The sequence below is a fragment of the Ursidibacter arcticus genome (assembly GCF_009761375.1).
Lineage (GTDB): Bacteria > Pseudomonadota > Gammaproteobacteria > Enterobacterales > Pasteurellaceae > Ursidibacter > Ursidibacter arcticus.
Genome location: NZ_LEKM01000178.1, coordinates 1 through 20,042 on the forward strand (window position 1 = coordinate 1; position 20,042 = coordinate 20,042).

Below are 20,042 nucleotides of genomic sequence, written 5' to 3' on the forward strand. Positions count from 1 at the left end.
AGGTTTGTCCGCGGTCTGAGCAGATTGTTATTGAATCTGCTCTTTTTCTCTGCTCTTTTCGCTACTCTTTATTACTCACAATCACTCGCAAGCTATCTAAACGCCAAGTTGCTTGATCAAGCTGTTTGAGCGACTCAGTTTTGATCTGTTCAAGGGCTTGGATTTCATCACTTCGGATATTTTTATTCACTGCTTGTAACGATGTTAAGCGATGTAATTCTGCACTAAGCGTATGATCTGCATTCTGTTTTGCTTCTGCAATCAAGGCTTGGGCTTTCGGGGTAATTTGCTGTTCTCCAAAGCTAATCAATTTTTCGATTTCACTTCGGGTCATCTTCACAATCTTATTTGCCATTTGACGATTAACAGGTTTAAGCTGTTTCTCTAGTCCTGCAAAAGAGACTTGAGCAGCAAGATCATTCCCTTTTCCATCGAGTAATACTCTCACTGGTGTAGGAGGTAAGAAACGTGTTAGCTGTAAGCCTTTTGGAGCTTGAGCTTCAACAATGTAAATTGCTTCTAATAACAGTGTCCCTGCTGGTAAATTCTTATTAACCAGTAGTGAGACTGCACTCTTACCAATATCGCCTGAAGTAATTAGATCAATACCGTTACGGATCATTGGGTGATCCCAAGTTAAAAAGAGTACATCTTCTCGCATTAAGGCTAACTCACGATTAAATGTTACAGTGCTTCCATCTTCCGCAAGCCCTGGGAAATCAGGAACAAGCATATGCCCTGTTGGACTAATTACGATACTTTGCTCGCCTAAATCTTCTTGCTCTAATCCGATAACATCAAACAGTTTCAGTGCAAAATTAACTAATTGTGGATTATTATCTTGTTTGGCAATTTCTTGAGCAAGAGCTTGGGCGTTTTCTCCGCCATTTGAGTTAAGCTCAAGTAAACGATCTCGCCCTTTCTCTAATTCTGATTTTAGCTGTTGTTGGCGTTTACGAGTTTGCTCAATGAATTGCTCAAACTCAGGTGAATTTTCAGGCTTAACTAAATAATGTTCTAGTTTTTCACCGAACTCACGAAATAGCGTTGCCCCCATTGGACAGGTTTCTTCAAACGCATTCAAGCCTTTATGATACCAATCCGCCAACACACTTTGAGCGGATTGTTCAAAGCAAGGAACGTGAATTTGAATATCGTATTTCTGCCCAATACGGTCTAAACGCCCGATGCTCTGCTCAAGTAAATCGGGGTTATCAGGTAGATTAAACAACACAAGATTTCGTGCAAATTGGAAGTTACGTCCTTCAGAGCCAATGCTAGAGCTAATTAAGACTTGAGCCCCATCTTCTTGCTGTGCAAAATACGCTGATGCTTTATCTCGTTCGACAATCGACATTTTTTCGTGGAACACCGCCGAACGAATCCCTTCTTTTTCTCGCAACACTTGTTCAAGTTGAATAGCGGTATCCGCGTGTTTACAAATAACCAAAATTTTCTCATCACGATAATTTTTTAAGAATGTCATCAACCATTCAATACGCGGGTCAAACTCAAACCATTTGGCATTAGGGTTCATTCGTTGAAATAGACGCTCTGGGTAAAGCAAATCTTCTTTTTTATTGCCCCCCATCATTCCCATTACTTTCAACGCATTCGCATACTGTTTCGGCATTTCAAGGGTAATTTGATTGAAAAGACGATGTGGGAAACCTTTCACGCCTTGACGAGTATTACGGAACAATACTCGGCTAGTTCCGTGACGGTCAATCAGTTCACTAATCAACTCTTGGCGAACGTCTAAACGTTGCTCTGCACTGCACTCAGGAGCGTTGATAACTCGTAACATTGGCTCAACGTCTTCTTCGGCAAGTAGTTCGCTAATACTATTCTGTTCTTGTGTACTTAGTGGTTTATCATTCAATAAGGTAGCAACCGCATCTGCCACAGGCTGATACTGTTTTTGTTCTTCAACAAAAGCATTGTAATCATAGAAACGATCTGCATCTAATAATGCGAGGCGAGCAAAGTGGCTCTCTTGCCCTAATTGTTCTGGTGTTGCGGTTAATAATAAAACTGCAGGAATTTGTTTTGCTAATTCCGCCACAAATTGATATGCCATACTTGGATTTTGCTCATTCCATTCTAGGTGATGAGCTTCATCAACAATTAGCATATCCCATTGACTTGTCAGGATCTGTTTTGCTCGTTGCGGACTTTGAGATAACCAGTCAATAGAACAAATGACTAAAGATTCCGTTTCAAACGGATTTTCACTGACATCATTGTCATCATCATCTTTTTTGTTGAAATCCGCACAACGTTCTTCATCAAACAATGAGAAATTGAGACTAAAACGGCGAAGCATTTCTACAAGCCATTGGTGTTGCAAACTTTCAGGCACAAGAACTAACACTCGCTCAACTCGCCCTGAGAAAAGCTGTTGCTGTAAGATCATTCCTGCTTCAATCGTTTTACCTAAACCAACTTCATCGGCAAGTAATACTCGTGGAGCAACACGTTGCCCGACTTCTTTGGCAATGTGTAATTGATGTGGAATTAGACTGGCTCGAATACCTTGCATTCCACGCAGATGAGATTGAAATTGAGCTTGCTGAAATTGGAAAGCACGATAACGTAAGGCAAAACGATCACTGCGATCAATCTGTGCAGAGAAAAGGCGATCCTGCGGTTTGCTGAAACTAATTTTATGATCCAACATCATCTCAGGTAAAACAGCATCTTCGCCAGAATCGACTCGCTTGCCAAGATAAATCGCAACGCCTTGATTTTCAACGACATCATCAACATCAAGTTGCCAACCTTCAAGGCTCGTAATACGATCCCCTTGCTGAAATTGCACACGAGTTAATGGTGCAACCGCCACCGCATACACACGCTGTTCATCTGATGCAGGAAAATTGATGGTTACCGTACGATTATCAACCGCTTGTACCATTCCTAAGCCTAAATTATTTTCCGATTCGCTGATCCAACGTTGCCCAACAACAAAACTCATAATATCCTCTTTTTATATTCTTTAAGCGGCTATTTTACCTGATTTTTCGTTTGGTAAGCGGTAAGATTTACTGAAACTTTTGCAAATCTCGTGCGACTGTTTAGTTTTATGGCGATTATAAACTTTGATAGAGTTTAAACGCTTGTCCGTCCGACATACTGGCAAGATAGTCACAAATAATTCTTGGGCGTTTACTCTCTTCACTCAGTTTCCAACGTTCTGCTACACTTTTTGGGAGCAAGCGAGTTGGGTCGCAACTGAGCATATCAAATAATTCCATTAAAATTCTCTGCCCTTTATATTCCACTCGCTGCGTTTTGACATCACAAATAACATATTGATACACAAACTCTTTCAACACATCTAAAACTTGTTTGACTTCTTTTGGCAAACAGGCGTTAAAACGCAGTAATGGCTCATCAAAATCAGCCATTTCGTGCCATTTTACGTTAGTAACAAAATAATTGACTAATGCCCCAATCACATCTTTTCGCTCATAGCGGTGAGATGAGAATAATTTTTGGCTAATTTCAGGCAAGCGTTTTTGTAGCCATTCCGAATCACATTCAAGTAAGGCTTGTTCGGCATATTGCCACGACTGTGGCGTTACCATTCCTCCCACAATCGCATCTTCTAAATCGTGTACGCCATAAGCAATATCATCGGCAAGTTCCATAATACTGCAATCAAGGGATTTATATCGGGTCGTATTTGGTAACTGTGGATTTGAGTTCGGCACAACCGTAGTAAATAAAATGCGATCTTGCTCAGATAACGGGGCAAGCACCCAATCAAAAAAGCGTTGATCATCATCGAATAAGCCTTTGCTCGTTTTTATCTGATGTAAATTGATATAACGACTTTCAGGAATAATTTTAGGCTCTCGTGGAGAAGTCTGAGACAGCAATGCAGGATATTTGATAATACCGAGTAAGGTTCGGCGAGTTAAATTCATTCCTGCATTTTCAGTATAAGGCTCTAATTGTGTCACAATGCGGAAAGATTGAGCATTTCCTTCAAATCCGCCAAGTTCTCGCATTTTATAATTTAATGCCATCTCGCCACCGTGTCCAAAAGGCGGATGTCCAATATCGTGAGCAAAACAGAGCGATTCAATTAAGCTACGAGAAGGAAGTAAAGCGGTTAGATCTTCCCCGAAATTTGCACATTTTTGCAAGGAACAGACCGCTTGAAACCCTGCTTTGTCTTCATTTAATTTAGCTCTCAAGCTACTGCCGATTTGAGCGACTTCAAGGGAGTGAGTTAAACGTGTTCGATAAAAATCATCTTCCCCAACGGCGTGAATTTGCGTTTTGGCTTGTAAACAGCGAAAGGCTTCGGAGTGTAAAATCCGCCCACGATCTCGTTGAAATGGCGAACGATGATCTTGCTCTCGCTGTTTATCCCCTAAAAAGCGTTCTGTCCAAATGCTATTTTTGATTTGTGTGTCTGTCATTATGCTTCCTTATCGCAATAGATCTACGGCATTTACTACTTTTCAGCTATAATACGCTCTTTTTATTTCTGTTCAATCATTATCCAAATGGCACTCTTTTACTCTGATAAACCTGCAAAAAAATCCACTAAACCAACCGCTTTACAACGCTTTGATATTCAAGATTTAGACTATCAAGGCTTAGGTGTCGCAAAGTTAAATGGTAAAACTTGGTTTGTGGAGAACGCCTTGCCGAATGAGCAAGTTGAAGCCACAATTTTGGAAGAAAAACGCCAATATGGGCGAGCCAAAGCGGTACGATTTTTGCAAAAATCTGCAATTAGACAATCACCAGCTTGCCCTATTTACAGCCAGTGTGGCGGTTGCAAGATGCAACATTTACCCGTAGAACTACAACGAGAAACCAAGCAAAAGGCGCTATTTCAACGTTTGCAAAAACTACAATCTCAACCCATTCAGCACCACGAAATGCTTGTTGGTTCGGCGTTTGGCTATCGCCGCCGAGCTAAATTACATATTAGCTTAACTAAAAATGCACTATCTCTTGGTTTCCGCCAAGCAAACTCTCAAACGGTTACTCCCCTTGGGCATTGCAATGTGTTAGAGCCTGAACTTGCACAACTTCTTCCCTATTTACAGCAATGTTTTGCTAACTGGAAACAGAAAAAACGACTTGGACATATTGAGCTAGTCCGAGCGGATAATGGCATTGCATTGTTATTGCGTCATCTAGGTACGTTGGATATTGAGGATGAAAAAGCCTTGCGAGACTTTGCGGAGCAACATCATTTATTGCTATTTGTAATGTTTGATAAAGACGAAATTGAACAGTGGCGTGGCGATCTGCCTTACTATGAGATCAATGGCTTGTTGCTACGTTTTTCAATTCGTGATTTTATTCAAATCAATGCAGCTTTAAATCAACAAATGGTAAACCAAGCAATCGAATGGCTGGTACTTTCTAAGCAAGATCGTGTGTTAGATCTCTTTTGTGGAATGGGCAATTTTACCTTGCCGATGGCAAAATTTGCCCAACAAGTTGTGGGGATTGAAGGAGTTGAACCAATGGTTGAGCAAGCAAGGCAAAATGCCGAACTCAATCAGATTGAAAATGCACAATTTTTCCAAACCGACCTAGACCAACCATTTGTCGATAAGCCTTGGGCAAAGCAAACCTTTAATAAAGTGCTACTTGATCCTGCTCGTAATGGTGCATTATTTGCTCTCGACCATCTCTGTCAGCTCTCGCCAGAACGGATTGTGTATGTTTCGTGCAACCCTGCCACCTTAGTGAGAGATGCGGAAAAACTAATTCAACAAGGTTATCGTCTCGAAAAATGTGCAATGATCGATATGTTCCCTCACACAGGGCATTTAGAGTCGATTTCGTTGTTTGTTAAGGTGTAAAATACACAATGAGTTAAGCGGTAGGTTTATTATCATTTTTTACAAAATTCACTACATAACCTACCGCTTAATACAAATAACGACTAGGTATTAGTCGTCCAATTCTGCTTCACTTTCTTCCAATTCATCTGCCATTGCACTGAGTGCATCACGCGTTAATTGAGCAAGGGCTTTGTAAAAGCCTGTATCAAAGGCTTCCACTTTGCCTAAAAATTTACTCAAGCAAGGTAATAAAAAGGTTTCAAAAAGTGTTTGTTGGGCTTCAGTTGAGTCTAGATTGTCCTCAATCCAAGATGCTGTAAGCAGTAATAATGCAATATGATCAGGGTTGTCTAATTCAGGCATTCCACGCTGTTGGCGAAAGGCGACAAAATCATTTACGTTTAATCCATAGGCAGAAATTGTTGTAGCAATAGCACCGTTATTTGCAAAAAGATCTTGATAACTCACCGCTAGTTGCGTAGGGTTAGCATCTTTCTCAAGGGTGGTTAGAGCTTGCTCACTTTGACTGTCAGTGGATAATGCCCAGTTGCTACGAAGTCCACCTTGTGCCAACCACGCAAAAGTGCCTGCTAGAATAGGATCAGTGGGTGAACGGTAAAACAGGTTGCCAAATAAACGGCAAAGTAGAGAAAAATCGTTAATTGTTGTTTGGTTCATTATGTTTAATCAATTGAAATAAAAATGCTATGTTACACGAATCCATAGCAGAAACGAAAAGGAAAATAAGATGAAATATATCGGTGCACACGTTAGTGCTTCTGGTGGTGTGGAAAATGCGGTGTTACGCTCGGTTGAGATTGGCGCAAATGCCTTTGCGTTATTTACGAAAAACCAACGCCAATGGAAAGCTCCGCCACTTAAACAAGAAACGATTGAAAAATTTAAACGTTTTTGCCAAGTACATCAGTTTTCTGCCGATCAAATTTTGCCCCACGATAGTTATTTGATTAACCTTGGTAATCCTGAAGCCGAAAATTTGGCAAAATCTCGTGAAGCCTTTATTGATGAGATGCAACGTTGCGATCAGCTCGGTTTAAAATTACTTAATTTTCACCCTGGTAGTCATCTAAATAAGATTTCAGAAAAAGAATGTTTGGCTCGTATTGCTGAGTCTCTCAATATCGCAATAGACACTGTACCCAATGTGGTTGCAGTTCTGGAAAATACCGCAGGGCAAGGGTCAAACTTAGGTTGGCGATTTGAACATTTGGCAGAAATTATTGAGCAGGTAGAAGATAAATCCCGAGTGGGTGTCTGTTTAGATACTTGCCATTTATTTTCAGCAGGCTATGACATTAGTTCATTAGCAAGCTGTGAGCAAGTCTTTAGTGAATTTTCTGATATTGTAGGTTTTGACTATTTGCGTGGTATGCACATCAATGGCTCTAAAACGCCACTTGCAAGCCGAGTAGATAGACACGATACCTTAAGAGAAGGAACAATTGGAACAGATGTGTTTCAGTTTATTATGCAAGACTCACGTTTTGACCGTATTCCGCTTATTTTAGAAACAATCAAACCAGAAATCTGGGCTGATGAGATAAATTTCTTACGTTCGTTGGAACAAAAGTAAGTTATACTTGTCGGAGAAATGGCTCAGATGATCGTCTGAGCCAATTATTTTATACCGTTTATTTCTTCAATTTTTTAGGAGTGCTTCGCTTTTCTGTTCTGGCGAGACAAATTTATTATGCAAAAATTATTTTTCACACTGGCAAAATCAGTTTTCTTTATGATGAGTTTCATTACATTAGTGACTTATTCTTCGCTAGCAAATGCAAGTTTAAGTACCAAAGCAGCAACCCCAAGCCAAATTATCAATAAAAAAGCTACTGTGAAAAATAAGGTTTTAGCTAAAGATACGCCAAATCATCACAACGTAAGCAACGCTAACAAAGTTCTCTCAACCTATCGCCAATGGGCAGGTACTCGCTACCGTTTAGGCGGCACAACTAAAGCGGGTATTGATTGCTCTGCATTTGTTAGAACCACAATGAGTAATGCCTTTAATATTCATCTTCCACGCTCTACGGCAGAACAAAAAAATTCTGGCAAATCTATTTCAAAATCAGACTTAAAACCAGGCGATTTAGTTTTCTTCCGCAAAAATAATCACGTTGGTGTTTATATTGGCGGTGGCAAATTTGTTCACGCAAGCTCTAGCCGAGGCGTTATAACGAGTTCTTTATCTGAAAAATACTGGGCAAAAACTTACACACAATCACGCCGAGTACTTTAAACTCTTCTAGTTTTAAGCCGCATATCTTGTTTGATGATGAGATGTGCGGTTTCTTATTTGATGAATCACATTCGTAATTACACCAGCAACTTGAATTTCGTTCCAATCTGAAATGCGTAAATTGGGTTCAGCCACATCAAGTGAAAATAAAATCTTTTCTTGACCAATTTGATTAAAAAACTGATAAAACTTGTATTCACCATTTTTCTCAAGTACAAAAAGATCGTTAATTAAGATCCGCTCACTTTGCTCTACAATTAAAAGATCATCTAACTCGATACCCCACGCAATCAGATTTGGATTTTTAACGTGAATAAAAAAGGTATCCGTTGGCTTACGAATACAAAGTGAATTGAGATCTAATTTGATTGAACGCTGAGCGTTAAAATCACGATATAACGGTATTGGTTGATAAGATAATTCACGCGTTAATGTTCTAAGGTGTGCCATAATTTTTCTCCTGCTATTTCACAGTCTGATTTTTATTCAATACGATCAGTAAACTGTGTGTTTATACAGGTTATTTTACTGTTCAAAAAAACAGTGTCAATAAAAAAGATCAATTTTTTTGTAAATTTATACAGTACTCATAAATAAGATCCAAATAAAAAGCCATAATCAATTTAATGACTATGGCTTGAGTTATTGAAAAGGTATTTTTATTCAGATACCAAACGTGGCACTCTTTATTTTGATAAAAGCAGATTTGCTAAGGTTTTTACGCCAATTCCTGTTGCTCCTGTTGCCCATAAATCACTTGCGGTTTTACGGAAAGTGGCTGCACAGTCAATATGTAACCAATTTTGTTGGTAATTTTTCACAAAATAAGATAAGAATGCCGTTGCAGTGCTTGCCCCTGCTGGTACAGGAACAGAGCCTACGTTTGCAATATCTGCAAAGGAAGAAGCGGTTTGATTACGGTGGAAATCTTCAAACGGTAAACGCCAGAATGGTTCTTTTTCAGATTTTGCCGATTGTAATAAATCTGAAACTAACTGTTCGTCCATTGAGAGTACTGCGTGGTAATCATTTCCTACGGCAACTTTTGCTGCCCCTGTTAAAGTGGCACAATCAACAATAAATTGTGGATTTTGTTTATCCGCTTCAATTAAACCATCAGCTAATACTAATCGTCCTTCTGCATCGGTATTAAGCACTTCAACACTCACGCCATTACGATAATGAATGATATCGCCTAGCTTAAATGATCGGCTACTTACCATATTTTCGGCACAGCAGAGATAAAGTTTCACACGCTGATTTAAACCACGAGCAATCGCTAAACCTAAAGCACCCGTTACTAATGCTGCTCCACCCATATCGGCTCTCATTGTGGACATTGAATCACTTGGTTTAATGCTATATCCGCCTGTATCAAATGTAATACCTTTGCCAACTAAACAAGCTAATACAGGTGCATCAGGGTTTCCTGTCGGGTTAAAATCAAGCTGTAACATCGCGGGCATATTGGCAGAACCTTTACCAACTGTCCAAATACCTAAATAACCACGATCTTTTACTGCTTCACGAGAGATGATTTCAAAAGATACTTTACCTTTGCCTGCATATTTATCCGCTTGATGTACGATAAATTCAGCCGCTTTGTGAGCTAATACTTCAGGAGTTAATGTATCAGACGGTTCATTGATAATTTCACGAGTAAAAGTTGAACAAGCTAAACGAGCATCAAATTCAGCCTGATCGCTATTTAATGCAGGAAATGTGATTTCTCCCGTACTTTTTACGCTCACAAAACCTTGTTGAAACGCCCAACTCTCTTCTAATCCCCAGCCTTCACCCACCAAAGCAACATTTAAAATACCTTGATTTTTAATTTTACGAGCGGCTTTTTGAATACTGACTAAGGGGGCTTTCTGTAAATGAATAGTCATTCCATTTTGATTTGCCGAAAGTAGTGCATCTTTTCCCCACTGTTCGGCGGCAGGCTGTTTTGATAGTGTGATTTGCATTGCTGACATAATGTGTCCTTATGTTATAAAAATGATAAGCGGTCAGTTAGGCAGAAAATTTTGCAAATTTTTAGCACAATCTCACCGCTTAGATGAAAATAAATTATTGACCACTCCACGCACGCAATACTTTATCACGAGCTTGAACTTTTTCTTCTGCGGTTGATTTATAGTTATAGTTAAACACTGCACCTTCCCAATCACCATAGTTTGGATTTGGTAATACAATAAATTTCTTACCAAATAGCTGGCGATTTTCAGCAACTAATGCTCGACGATCTGCATTCGATTTTTTGTAGAAAGCATCGCCAAAATCGTTTAAGTTATCACCAATGTAAAGTACGATTTCATAGCCTTGTTTTTCAATCTCTTCAAAACGAGGGGTTTTATTTGATTTATCTTTTTTCAAAAATAGTGTCTGCTCACTCGCTCCTTTGAACCCTAAAGTTTTCATATCATCTAAGGTTGCAACTTTTTCACCATCGTCTTTACGGTTAGATACATAGAACATTGTACCACCGTGGCTATTCACATAATTATTAAACTCTACTGCACCTGCAATCGCTTTGGTTTCACGCGCATTTACCCAACGAGTCCAATCTTTACCATCAAAGGCTTTGTTATTTTTAATTTGCCAAGCCGCATAAGCACTGTTATCCATCATTGTTTCATCTAAATCAACGACAACCGCTTTTTTCTTACCTTTCGCCACTTTAGCTTTATCAAAAGCAACTTGTGCGGCATTAAATGCTTGGTAAGCAAGTGCTTGGTATTCCCCTGATTCTTGTACCCAGTTTACCCCTAATACTGCGTGTTGTTGTAGTTTTTCTTCACCATTTTGTTGCGGTGTCGCACAGCCTGTTAGTGCAAAAATAGAACAAATTGCAAGGGTAGAAAGTTTGATCATTGGCTTCATTGTTGTCTCCTTTTATGTAAAGAAATGTCAAAATCCAAGCTATTATACTGCTAAAATTTGTTAAGAACGAGTAAAGAGATTGATTTTTAGTGAATTTCTATTATCTTACCTTGCCGAAAGTTTATGCAACTTTCAGTATCTTGATAAATAATGTTATTAACTTGAAAGGAAACACAATGTCTTTTTTACTCAAATTTACTCAATTTGTGAGCAAAACCTTTGCCCTTTGGGTGATTGTTTTTGCATTTATTGCAGCACAATTTCCAGAAACTTTTAAAATGTTTGTCCCTTGGATTCCTTATTTACTTGGTATTGTAATGCTAGGAATGGGTTTAACCCTTACATTTAAAGATTTTGCGGAAGTAACGCGTAATCCTAAAGCGGTAATTATTGGTGTAGTTGCACAATTTGTTGTGATGCCAAGTATTGCTTTCTTACTTGTGAAATTATTCCAACTACCACCTGATCTTGCTATCGGTGTAATTCTGGTTGGAGCTTGCCCTGGTGGTACATCATCAAATGTAATGACCTTTTTAGCGAAAGGAAATACCGCTCTTTCTGTTGCTTGTACCACAATTTCAACCTTACTTGCTCCAGTTTTAACACCTGCGGTGTTCTATCTATTTGCAAGCCAGTGGCTAGATATTAACGCAAGTGCAATGTTTATTTCTGTATTACAAATGGTTCTTTTACCTATTTTTATTGGGTTAGTCATTCGTGCTATTTTCAAAGAAAAAATTGAGCAGTTTAGCCAAACAATGCCGCTAATTTCTGTTGTTGCAATTGTATTGATCGTAACGGCGGTTGTGGCAGTAAGTAAAGATCGTATTATCGAGTCAGGTTTACTTATTTTTGGTGTTGTCGTGCTACATAACTGCTTAGGCTATTTGGTTGGATATGGCGTTGCTCGTTTATTCAAACTTCCACTGGCTGATAGCAAAGCTGTATCTATTGAAGTAGGTATGCAAAACTCTGGTTTAGGTGCAGCATTAGCCGCCATTCACTTTAAAGCTAATCCATTGATTGCTGTACCAAGTGCTGTATTCAGTTTCTGGCACAATATTTCAGGCCCGATTTTAGCGATGATTTTCAGTGCAATGAAATCAGATAAAAATAATAAATAACGGCTTAGCTAATTATTCAGATACATATTTCTGCTCTCTTGCATCAGTAGGAGAGCAGAAATATAAAATATAACAAATCGCTTTATATTATATCTAGACATCATAAAACCGCCCTATAAATAAGAATGTTTATCAATAACTTAGCAATATTTAACTAATTTATTCTATTTATATGGTTTTATTCCAAAAAACTCTAATCTATATTTCCTTATTATTTTTCACGCTTTCACTTACCGATTATAAATAGCCGACTTAATTTTTTATGTGGGGAATAATATGAGTAATGAAGATCTGAAGAATTTTTCTTTTCCACCTGAAACTGCCAAATTTTTATCTGAATTAGATAGCCTAGAATTAGCGTGGTTATCTGGTTTCTGTTGGGCAAAAGCAAAAAATCAGAGTGGTTCTCTAAATGCAAACTTACCGCAAGTTAATGAAACGAGTATAAATACTGTTATTGAGCCTTTATCTGTTACCATACTTTCTGCTTCGCAAACAGGTAATGCAAAAAGTGTCGCAAGCAAACTAGCAGAACGTTTGAAAGCCGAAGGTATTCAAGCTAAATTAGTTTCAGCTAAAGATTATAAAGCCAAAACTATTGCCGATGAGCGTCATTTATTCTTAGTTACATCAACTCAAGGGGAAGGTGAACCGCCAGAAGAAGGCGTTGTGCTATTTAAGTTATTAAACGGTAAAAAAGCCCCTAATCTTAATAATCTTGAGTTTGCTGTACTTGGATTAGGTGATAGTTCCTATCCAAAATTCTGCCAAGCGGGCAAAGATTTCGATCAACGTTTTGCAGAATTAGGGGGTAAACGATTATTAGATCGTGTCGATGCCGATTTGGATTTCACCCCAACCGCAGAGCAATGGATTGAACAAGTTGTTAGCTTACTAAAACAAAAAAACAGCCAAGCACAGCCTAGCGTACAAATTGCTAAAACAGTAAATTCAGCGTCTGAAAGTACATCTATTTACACGAAAGAAAACCCTTTTGAAGCCCCACTACTCACCAATCAAAAAATTACCGCTCGTCAGGCGGAAAAAGATGTTCGTCATATTGAACTTGATCTCGCTGGTTCAGGATTACACTATACTGCGGGTGATGCCTTAGGGGTTTGGTTTGAAAATGATCCTGCTTTAGTTGCTGAAATTGTGAGTACATTACACCTTAATCCCGATGAAAATGTTGAAGTCGCAGGCAAAACATTATCCCTTTCCCAAGCACTTCAAAAGCATTTTGAGCTCACACAAAATACCCCTGCATTTGTTAAACAATATGCTGAATTATCAGGGAGTAGGAAATTAAGTAGTCTTATCAAAGATAATGAAAAATTTACAGCCTATGTACAAAACACGCCATTAGTTGCCGTATTAAATGACTATCCAACTAAGAAATTAACTGCATTGCAATTTATTAGCTTATTAAGACCGCTTGCACCACGTCTATACTCAATTTCATCATCTCAAGCTGAAGTGGGAGAAGAAGTACATCTTAGCGTTGGTGTGGTTCGCTTTGAGCATAATGGAAAATTACGCAGTGGTGCTGCCTCAAGTTTCTTAGCAGATCGAGCAGAAGAACAAGGCTCTGTGCGTGTCTTTGTCGAAAAAAATGAGAATTTCCGCCTACCTAGTGATCCGAGTAAACCAATCATAATGATCGGTTCAGGCACAGGTATTGCCCCTTTCCGAGCATTTGTCCAACAACGAGCCGCTGAAGAAGCAGAAGGCAAAAACTGGTTAATTTTTGGTAACCAACGCTTTACGCAAGATTTCTTATATCAGACAGAGTGGCAACAATTCGCAAAAGATGGCTTTCTACACCAATATGATTTTGCTTGGTCACGAGATCAAGAACAGAAAGTCTATGTACAACATAAAATTTTAGAGCAAGCCGAATTAGTCTGGCAATGGATTCAACAGGGGGCTTATCTCTATGTTTGTGGCGATGCTAGCCGTATGGCAAAAGATGTTGAGAATGCGTTATTAGAAGTCATTGCAACACAAGGAAAACTGTCTAGCGAAGATGCGGAAGAATTTTTAAATGAATTGCGAGAGCAGAAACGCTATCAGCGTGATGTTTATTAAATAAAAGTGGGAGTTAAAAATGAGTAAAGATAAAAAAGAAGAACAATTACTAGAGTGGCAAACTAAGCCACTTTCTGATAATGAACGTTTAAAATCACAAAGTAACTTTTTGCGTGGTACTATTTTAGATGATTTGGCCGACCCTTTAACGGGTGGCTTTAAAGGTGATAACTTCCAACTTATCCGCTTTCACGGAATGTATGAGCAAGATGACCGAGATATTCGAGCGGAACGCCTAGAAGAAAAATTAGAACCACTTAAATTTATGTTGCTACGCTGTCGTTTACCTGGTGGGATTATTCAACCATATCAATGGATTGAAATTGATAAATTTGCACGCGAACATACTTACTATCAATCTATCCGCCTAACTAACCGCCAAACTTTCCAATATCACGGTGTACCCAAAGGCAAATTACAGCCAATGCACCGTTTATTGCATAGTATTGGCCTAGACTCAATCGCTACCGCTGCGGATATGAACCGCAATGTATTATGTACCTCAAACCCGATTGAGTCTGAATTACATCAACAGGCTTATGAATTTGCTAAGAAAATTTCCGAACATTTATTACCTCGCTCAAGAGGCTATTTAGACGTTTGGATCGATGGTAAAAAAGTAGAAAGTTCAGATGATCTTTTCAAAGAAGAAGAACCCATTCTAGGTAAAACATTCTTACCACGCAAATTCAAAACCGCTGTTGCTATTCCACCATTAAATGATGTCGATGTTTATGGTAATGATATGAATTTCATTGCTATTCAAGATGAAAATGGGCAACTTGCAGGCTTTAATGTACTTGTTGGTGGCGGGCTTTCTTTTGAACACGGTAATACAAAAACCTACCCTAATGTTTCTTTAGAATTAGGCTATGTCCCTTTAGATAAGACATTAGATGCTGCGGAAGCTGTTGTAACCACACAACGTGATTTTGGTAATCGTAACGACCGTAAAAATGCACGTACTCGCTATACGATTCAAAATATGGGGCTAGATAGATTCCGCGAAGAAGTTGAGATACGAATGGGCATAAAATTTGAGCCTACTCGCCCATTTAAATTTACGGAACGTGGTGATCGTATTGGCTGGGTTCACGGTATTGACAATAAGTGGCATTTAACTTGCTTTATTGAAAGTGGGCGAATCACAGACCAACCTCATTTACCGTTAATGACAGGAATGTTGGAACTAGCCAAAGTACACAAAGGTGATTTCAGAATTACCGCTAACCAGAATATTATCATTGCAAATGTTGCAGAAGAAGATAAAGCACAGATTGAAAATATTGCTCGTCAGTATGGTTTAATTCGCCCTGAAGTCACAAAACAGCGTGAATATTCAATGTCTTGTGTATCTTTCCCAACCTGTCCGCTTGCAATGGCAGAAGCAGAGCGTGCTTTACCTGATTTCGTGACTGAATTGGATAAATTGATGGCAAAACATAATGTGTCTGACGATTACATTATTACACGCATCACAGGTTGCCCAAACGGTTGTGGGCGAGCAATGTTATCGGAAATCGGTTTAGTAGGAAAGGCGATTGGTCGTTATAATCTACACATCGGTGGTGATCGTGAAGGATTACGAATTCCACGTTTATATCGAGAAAACATTACCTTAGAACAAATCATCAACGAACTTGATGTACTTATTGGACGTTGGGCAGTAGAAAGAGAGTATCAAGCAGAATCTTTTGGTGATTATGTTATCCGAGCGGGAATCATTGCCCCAGTGACCGATGCCCCTAAAGATTTCTGGGTAGTCAATTAGTTCATTTAAGTTAATAAAAGCCACTATGATTTACTATAAACCATAGTGGCTTTTTACTTATCTATTTTCTCTGTATTACTTATGCGGATTACGCGTATTACTATCAACTAAATTACGCATTAGTAACGCATAATCAAGTTCAACATCAGCTGGAACATCTAAGAAAACAAAATGACCATCACCAAGCCCTGCTTCAACACTTTCATTTTTACGATTTAGCATTCGCTCAATTTTGAAGACAATATTGCCTTTCGGTGTCATCATTTCGACTTCATCGCCGAGTAAAAATTTATTTTTTACTGCTACTTCCGCCATTCCTTGCTCATTACGTTTGCCTGTAAACTCCCCGACAAACTGCTGACGTTCAGAAATAGAATAACCATAATCATAATTTTGATATTCGTCGTGAGTATGACGGCGTAAAAATCCTTCCGTATAGCCACGATGAGCAAGAGATTCTAAAGTATCCATCAATGATTCATCAAAAGGTTTCCCTGCAACAGCATCATCAATCGCTTTACGATAAACTTGAGCAGTTCTAGCACAGTAATAGAATGATTTTGTACGACCTTCGATTTTCAATGAGTGAACACCGATCTGAGCTAATTTTTCAACGTGTTGTACCGCTCTCAAATCTTTTGAGTTCATTATATAAGTACCGTGCTCATCTTCATAAGCGGTCATTTGTTCGTCTGGTTTTTGCGATTCTGCCAGTAAAAAGACTTTACTGGTGGTATCACCTTCACCTAAAGTTGGTGCAACATTTTTGATTTGGATTTGCTGTTCAGGCTCAATTTTATCGGCAACATTGTTTGACACAATATTCCCAACATCATCTAATTTTCCTTCTTCCACCTGATATTCCCAGCGACAAGCGTTAGTACAAGTCCCTTGGTTTGGATCACGCTTATTGATGTAACCAGATAATAAACAACGTCCCGAGTATGCCATACATAATGCACCGTGTACGAAAATCTCAATTTCCATATCTGGCACTTGTTGGCGAATTTCTGCAATTTCATCAATCGATAATTCACGCGATAAAATAACGCGAGTTAGCCCCATTTGTCGCCAGAATTTAACGGTCGCCCAGTTTACCGCATTCGCTTGTACAGAAAGGTGAATATCGACTTGTGGAAAATGCTCACGCACAAGCATAATTAAACCAGGATCCGACATAATTAACGCATCGGGTTGCATTGCCACAACAGGTTCTAAATCTTTAATAAAGGTTTTTAATTTTGAGTTATGCGGTGCGATATTCACTACCACATAGAATTTTTTTCCTTGAGCGTGTGCTTCATCAATACCAATTTTTAAATTAGCGTGATTAAATTCATTATTACGCACACGCAAGCTATAACGTGGCTGCCCTGCATATACAGCGTCTGCACCGTAAGCAAAAGCGTAACGCATATTTTTCAGCGAGCCAGCAGGCGATAAAAGTTCAGGTTTGTTTTGTAACATTTCTATTCTCTTTCTGATAACAAGTCAGCACCTTCTAGATGAAGGCGTAAAAAAGGCGACATTCTAACGGAATATCGCCTTTTGAGTAAGCGGAAAGTTTATAAAACAGGAGATTAAATAGAATAATTTTCTAAGGTTTCTAAAATAACATCTAACATAAACTCGATAAAGATAGTTGAATCATTTGCGTTATCGGCTTCTGCTAATACTTGATAATAACGAGATTGATGATCATAAACTATTGTTTCAACAGGAATCCAAGCAAAAATAGGGTTCCATTGGCTTAAAATCACATTTTGCCATAATCGTCCAATTCTCCCGTTACCATCTTCAAAAGGGTGGATCATCTCAATCTCATAATGCACCACTGCACTTTTAATCAATGACGGAATATCATCTTCTTTTGCCCATTGAAACAGATCACTAACGAGTTTCTCTACAAATTGTGGTCTCGCTCCCATATGGATAAGTTGCCCAGATGAGTTATAGATCCCAACATCTTTAGATCTAAATTGTCCAGTTTGATTGACTATCCCTTGCGTTAGCAATTGATGAGCTTTAAGAAAATCATCAATAGAATAAGGATCATAGCTCATCATTTCATCATAGGCATCATAAGCATTTTTAACTTCTTGGATTTCTCTAGGGTGTCCAAGTACTCGCTTACCTTCAATAATTGCCGTTACTTGTTCCAACGTTAAACTATTATTCTCAATAGCAAGAGAAGATTGAATAGAGCGGATACGATTTTCTTTGCGTAAATGTAAATTACGTTCATATTGCGTCTGTAAAGTACCTAGCTTATGTGAAATAGCAACAACCTTATTCAGCATTGAGTTGGTAATCGAAAAAGGAGGCTTCATTTATATTTTTCACCTTTATAAAAATTATCTACCATAGGATCAGCCTGTTTAGATTGTAGGATACCATTCAACATCGCACCCTACAAATCATCCATACTACTTAACCGTTAGCTTTATCAATCAAAAACTGACTTAACAATGGCACTGGTCTGCCTGTTGCACCTTTAGCTGCCCCTGATTTCCACGCAGTGCCTGCAATATCAAGATGTGCCCAAGGGTATTTTTTCGCAAAATTCGATAAGAATACGCCAGCAGTAATAGCACCACCAAAACGCCCGCCGATGTTCGCAAGATCAGCGAAGTTTGATTTAAGTTGCTCTTGATACTCTTCACCCATTGGTAAACGCCACGCTTTATCTTCCGCTTGTTCGGCAGCAGAGAGAAGTCCGTTCGCTAACGTATCGTCAGTTGAAATTAAACCGCTATTATGTAGCCCTAATGCCACCATACAAGCTCCCGTTAGGGTCGCAACATCAATCACTAATTCAGGCTCAAAACGCTCGACATAGGTGAGTGCATCACACAATACTAAACGCCCTTCAGCATCTGTATTTAACACTTCTACGGTCAGTCCCGACATTGTGGTAAGAATATCACCGGGGCGGTACGCATTGCCATCAGGCATATTTTCACAACCAGCCAAAATACCGATGACATTTAACGGTAATTGCATTTCAGCAACTGCTTTCATCGTACCGTAAACAGAAGCTGCACCGCCCATATCGTATTTCATTTCGTCCATTGCTTCTGAAGGTTTAATCGAGATACCGCCAGAGTCGAAAGTCATTCCTTTTCCGACCAAAACAATCGGTTTAGCATTCGGATTTGGGTGGTTTTTATATTCAATAATAGACATATAAGCAGGATTTTCCGAACCACGAGAAACTGCCAAGTAAGAGTGCATTCCTAAATTCGCCATCTCTTTTTCATCAATGATTGTCGTGGTTACGTTCGGATAGGCGTTAGCCAACGCTTTAGCACAATCCGCTAAATATTTTGGTGTACAAACATTTGGTGGGCAATTTGCCACATCTTTTGCAAAATTTACCCCAGAAACGACCGCTTGAGCTTGTTTTAAAGCAAGTTCTGCGGCCGATATATCACCCGAAACATAAAATTGAACCTGCTCTAAGCGGTTATTTTGTTCAGGTTTTATACTTTTAAAGTCATTGTAGTGATAACGTGTTTCAGCAATACTTTCTACGGCAAAACGTAAATGCCATTGTACAGAACGATCTTTCATCACCACATCATCTAAAGCAAAAGTGAGCTGTGTCGCCCCAGTCTCTTGGGTTATTTGTAATGCTTTTTGCACAATTTGTTTATATTGACGTGGTGTCAATTCGCCTTGTTTACCACAACCTAACACAATAATACGTTCAGCCTTTGCATTGGGGATGGCGTGTAATAATAAGGCTTGCCCCACTTTTACGGGTAAATCGCCTTTATTTAATAAAGCGGTTAAATAACCACCACTTAATTGATCAATTTGTGTCGCCACTTGAGATAGCTGATTATCTTCATAAGCACCGACAACAAGGCAATCGGTAGCTTGTTGTACAATATCATCTTTAATCAAATTAAATTTCATAAATACTCCAGTGATTTTTTTTGCTGAAAAGGGTATGATTACACATTTTTAAGCGGTCATTTTCTATGAAGAATTTGCAAAAAAATGCAAATAACTTACCGCTTGAACTTGCGTTAAAAATGCGAGTCGTAACGCTACCCACTTACGAAAAAATTGCAAGCACTAATTTG

At 38.9% G+C, this 20,042-nt stretch carries 15 protein-coding genes; 6 read left to right on the top strand and 9 right to left on the bottom strand.

The window, feature by feature from the left end:
- Positions 1–61: 61 nt before the first annotated feature.
- Together rapA and A1D25_RS07895 are read right to left on the bottom strand one after the other, a co-directional pair.
- Entirely contained in the window at positions 62–2,977 is a 2,916-nt protein-coding gene (gene rapA / locus A1D25_RS07890; RefSeq protein ID WP_157395143.1) for an RNA polymerase-associated protein RapA, read from the bottom strand.
- A 115-nt stretch (positions 2,978–3,092) separates the two neighbouring features.
- Positions 3,093–4,433 carry an anti-phage deoxyguanosine triphosphatase gene (locus tag A1D25_RS07895; RefSeq protein WP_420825113.1) on the bottom strand — a complete coding sequence of 447 codons (1,341 nt, stop codon included), beginning with the start codon at positions 4,431–4,433 and terminating at the stop codon, positions 3,093–3,095.
- Positions 4,434–4,520: 87 nt separating this feature from the next.
- Between A1D25_RS07895 and rlmD the strand changes: the two genes are divergently transcribed.
- The gene (gene rlmD, locus A1D25_RS07900; RefSeq protein ID WP_157395144.1) at positions 4,521–5,840 is read left to right on the top strand and encodes a 23S rRNA (uracil(1939)-C(5))-methyltransferase RlmD; all 1,320 of its coding nucleotides are present in this window, start codon (positions 4,521–4,523) and stop codon (positions 5,838–5,840) included.
- A gap of 90 nt (positions 5,841–5,930) precedes the next feature.
- Here rlmD and A1D25_RS07905 read toward each other — a convergent pair whose 3' ends face one another.
- A complete protein-coding gene (locus tag A1D25_RS07905; RefSeq protein ID WP_157395145.1) occupies positions 5,931–6,500 on the bottom strand; it encodes a TorD/DmsD family molecular chaperone in 570 nt (189 codons plus the stop codon).
- A 70-nt stretch (positions 6,501–6,570) separates the two neighbouring features.
- On the opposite strand from A1D25_RS07905, the gene nfo reads away from it, so the two are divergent.
- The gene (nfo, locus tag A1D25_RS07910; protein ID WP_157395146.1) at positions 6,571–7,416 is read left to right on the top strand and encodes a deoxyribonuclease IV; all 846 of its coding nucleotides are present in this window, start codon (positions 6,571–6,573) and stop codon (positions 7,414–7,416) included.
- 117 nt (positions 7,417–7,533) lie between these two features.
- Positions 7,534–8,082: an NlpC/P60 family protein gene (locus A1D25_RS07915; RefSeq protein WP_157395147.1), complete on the top strand. Its 549-nt coding sequence runs from the start codon at positions 7,534–7,536 to the stop codon at positions 8,080–8,082.
- 12 nt (positions 8,083–8,094) lie between these two features.
- Here A1D25_RS07915 and A1D25_RS07920 read toward each other — a convergent pair whose 3' ends face one another.
- From A1D25_RS07920 to A1D25_RS07930, 3 genes are all read right to left on the bottom strand, one after another.
- Positions 8,095–8,532 carry a LexA family protein gene (locus A1D25_RS07920; RefSeq protein ID WP_157395148.1) on the bottom strand — a complete coding sequence of 146 codons (438 nt, stop codon included), beginning with the start codon at positions 8,530–8,532 and terminating at the stop codon, positions 8,095–8,097.
- A 236-nt stretch (positions 8,533–8,768) separates the two neighbouring features.
- Positions 8,769–10,052 (bottom strand): aminopeptidase PepB, encoded by a 1,284-nt coding sequence (gene pepB, locus A1D25_RS07925; RefSeq protein WP_157395170.1) that lies wholly within the window; start codon positions 10,050–10,052, stop codon positions 8,769–8,771.
- Between the two features lie 103 nt (positions 10,053–10,155).
- Complete coding sequence (locus A1D25_RS07930) at positions 10,156–10,968, bottom strand: 5'-nucleotidase, lipoprotein e(P4) family (protein ID WP_157395149.1); 813 nt, start codon at positions 10,966–10,968, stop codon at positions 10,156–10,158.
- Between the two features lie 176 nt (positions 10,969–11,144).
- Between A1D25_RS07930 and A1D25_RS07935 the strand changes: the two genes are divergently transcribed.
- From A1D25_RS07935 to cysI, 3 genes are all read left to right on the top strand, one after another.
- A complete protein-coding gene (locus A1D25_RS07935; protein WP_157395150.1) occupies positions 11,145–12,092 on the top strand; it encodes a bile acid:sodium symporter family protein in 948 nt (315 codons plus the stop codon).
- A 276-nt stretch (positions 12,093–12,368) separates the two neighbouring features.
- Positions 12,369–14,180, top strand: a complete 1,812-nt coding sequence (locus A1D25_RS07940) for an assimilatory sulfite reductase (NADPH) flavoprotein subunit (protein ID WP_157395151.1) — start codon at positions 12,369–12,371, stop codon at positions 14,178–14,180.
- Positions 14,181–14,199: 19 nt separating this feature from the next.
- Entirely contained in the window at positions 14,200–15,951 is a 1,752-nt protein-coding gene (gene cysI, locus A1D25_RS07945; protein ID WP_157395152.1) for an assimilatory sulfite reductase (NADPH) hemoprotein subunit, read from the top strand.
- Between the two features lie 75 nt (positions 15,952–16,026).
- Here the strand turns inward: cysI and trhP are convergent, their stop codons facing one another.
- From trhP to A1D25_RS07960, 3 genes are all read right to left on the bottom strand, one after another.
- Positions 16,027–17,418, bottom strand: a complete 1,392-nt coding sequence (trhP, locus tag A1D25_RS07950; RefSeq protein ID WP_157395153.1) for a prephenate-dependent tRNA uridine(34) hydroxylase TrhP — start codon at positions 17,416–17,418, stop codon at positions 16,027–16,029.
- A gap of 113 nt (positions 17,419–17,531) precedes the next feature.
- Positions 17,532–18,281: a Fic family protein gene (locus A1D25_RS07955; RefSeq protein ID WP_157395154.1), complete on the bottom strand. Its 750-nt coding sequence runs from the start codon at positions 18,279–18,281 to the stop codon at positions 17,532–17,534.
- A 100-nt stretch (positions 18,282–18,381) separates the two neighbouring features.
- The gene (locus tag A1D25_RS07960; RefSeq protein ID WP_157395155.1) at positions 18,382–19,872 is read right to left on the bottom strand and encodes a leucyl aminopeptidase; all 1,491 of its coding nucleotides are present in this window, start codon (positions 19,870–19,872) and stop codon (positions 18,382–18,384) included.
- Positions 19,873–20,042 lie beyond the last annotated feature (170 nt).

Excerpts from the sequence above, each read along its gene's own strand:
- rapA (WP_157395143.1), bottom strand. The coding sequence starts at position 2,977 with ATGAGTTTTGTTGTTGGGCAACGTTGGATCAGCGAATCGGAAAATAAT.
- A1D25_RS07895 (WP_420825113.1), bottom strand. The coding sequence starts at position 4,433 with ATGACAGACACACAAATCAAAAATAGCATTTGGACAGAACGCTTTTTA.
- rlmD (WP_157395144.1), top strand. The coding sequence starts at position 4,521 with ATGGCACTCTTTTACTCTGATAAACCTGCAAAAAAATCCACTAAACCA.
- A1D25_RS07905 (WP_157395145.1), bottom strand. The coding sequence starts at position 6,500 with ATGAACCAAACAACAATTAACGATTTTTCTCTACTTTGCCGTTTATTT.
- nfo (WP_157395146.1), top strand. The coding sequence starts at position 6,571 with ATGAAATATATCGGTGCACACGTTAGTGCTTCTGGTGGTGTGGAAAAT.
- A1D25_RS07915 (WP_157395147.1), top strand. The coding sequence starts at position 7,534 with ATGCAAAAATTATTTTTCACACTGGCAAAATCAGTTTTCTTTATGATG.
- A1D25_RS07920 (WP_157395148.1), bottom strand. The coding sequence starts at position 8,532 with ATGGCACACCTTAGAACATTAACGCGTGAATTATCTTATCAACCAATA.
- pepB (WP_157395170.1), bottom strand. The coding sequence starts at position 10,052 with ATGCAAATCACACTATCAAAACAGCCTGCCGCCGAACAGTGGGGAAAA.
- A1D25_RS07930 (WP_157395149.1), bottom strand. The coding sequence starts at position 10,968 with ATGAAGCCAATGATCAAACTTTCTACCCTTGCAATTTGTTCTATTTTT.
- A1D25_RS07935 (WP_157395150.1), top strand. The coding sequence starts at position 11,145 with ATGTCTTTTTTACTCAAATTTACTCAATTTGTGAGCAAAACCTTTGCC.
- A1D25_RS07940 (WP_157395151.1), top strand. The coding sequence starts at position 12,369 with ATGAGTAATGAAGATCTGAAGAATTTTTCTTTTCCACCTGAAACTGCC.
- cysI (WP_157395152.1), top strand. The coding sequence starts at position 14,200 with ATGAGTAAAGATAAAAAAGAAGAACAATTACTAGAGTGGCAAACTAAG.
- trhP (WP_157395153.1), bottom strand. The coding sequence starts at position 17,418 with ATGTTACAAAACAAACCTGAACTTTTATCGCCTGCTGGCTCGCTGAAA.
- A1D25_RS07955 (WP_157395154.1), bottom strand. The coding sequence starts at position 18,281 with ATGAAGCCTCCTTTTTCGATTACCAACTCAATGCTGAATAAGGTTGTT.
- A1D25_RS07960 (WP_157395155.1), bottom strand. The coding sequence starts at position 19,872 with ATGAAATTTAATTTGATTAAAGATGATATTGTACAACAAGCTACCGAT.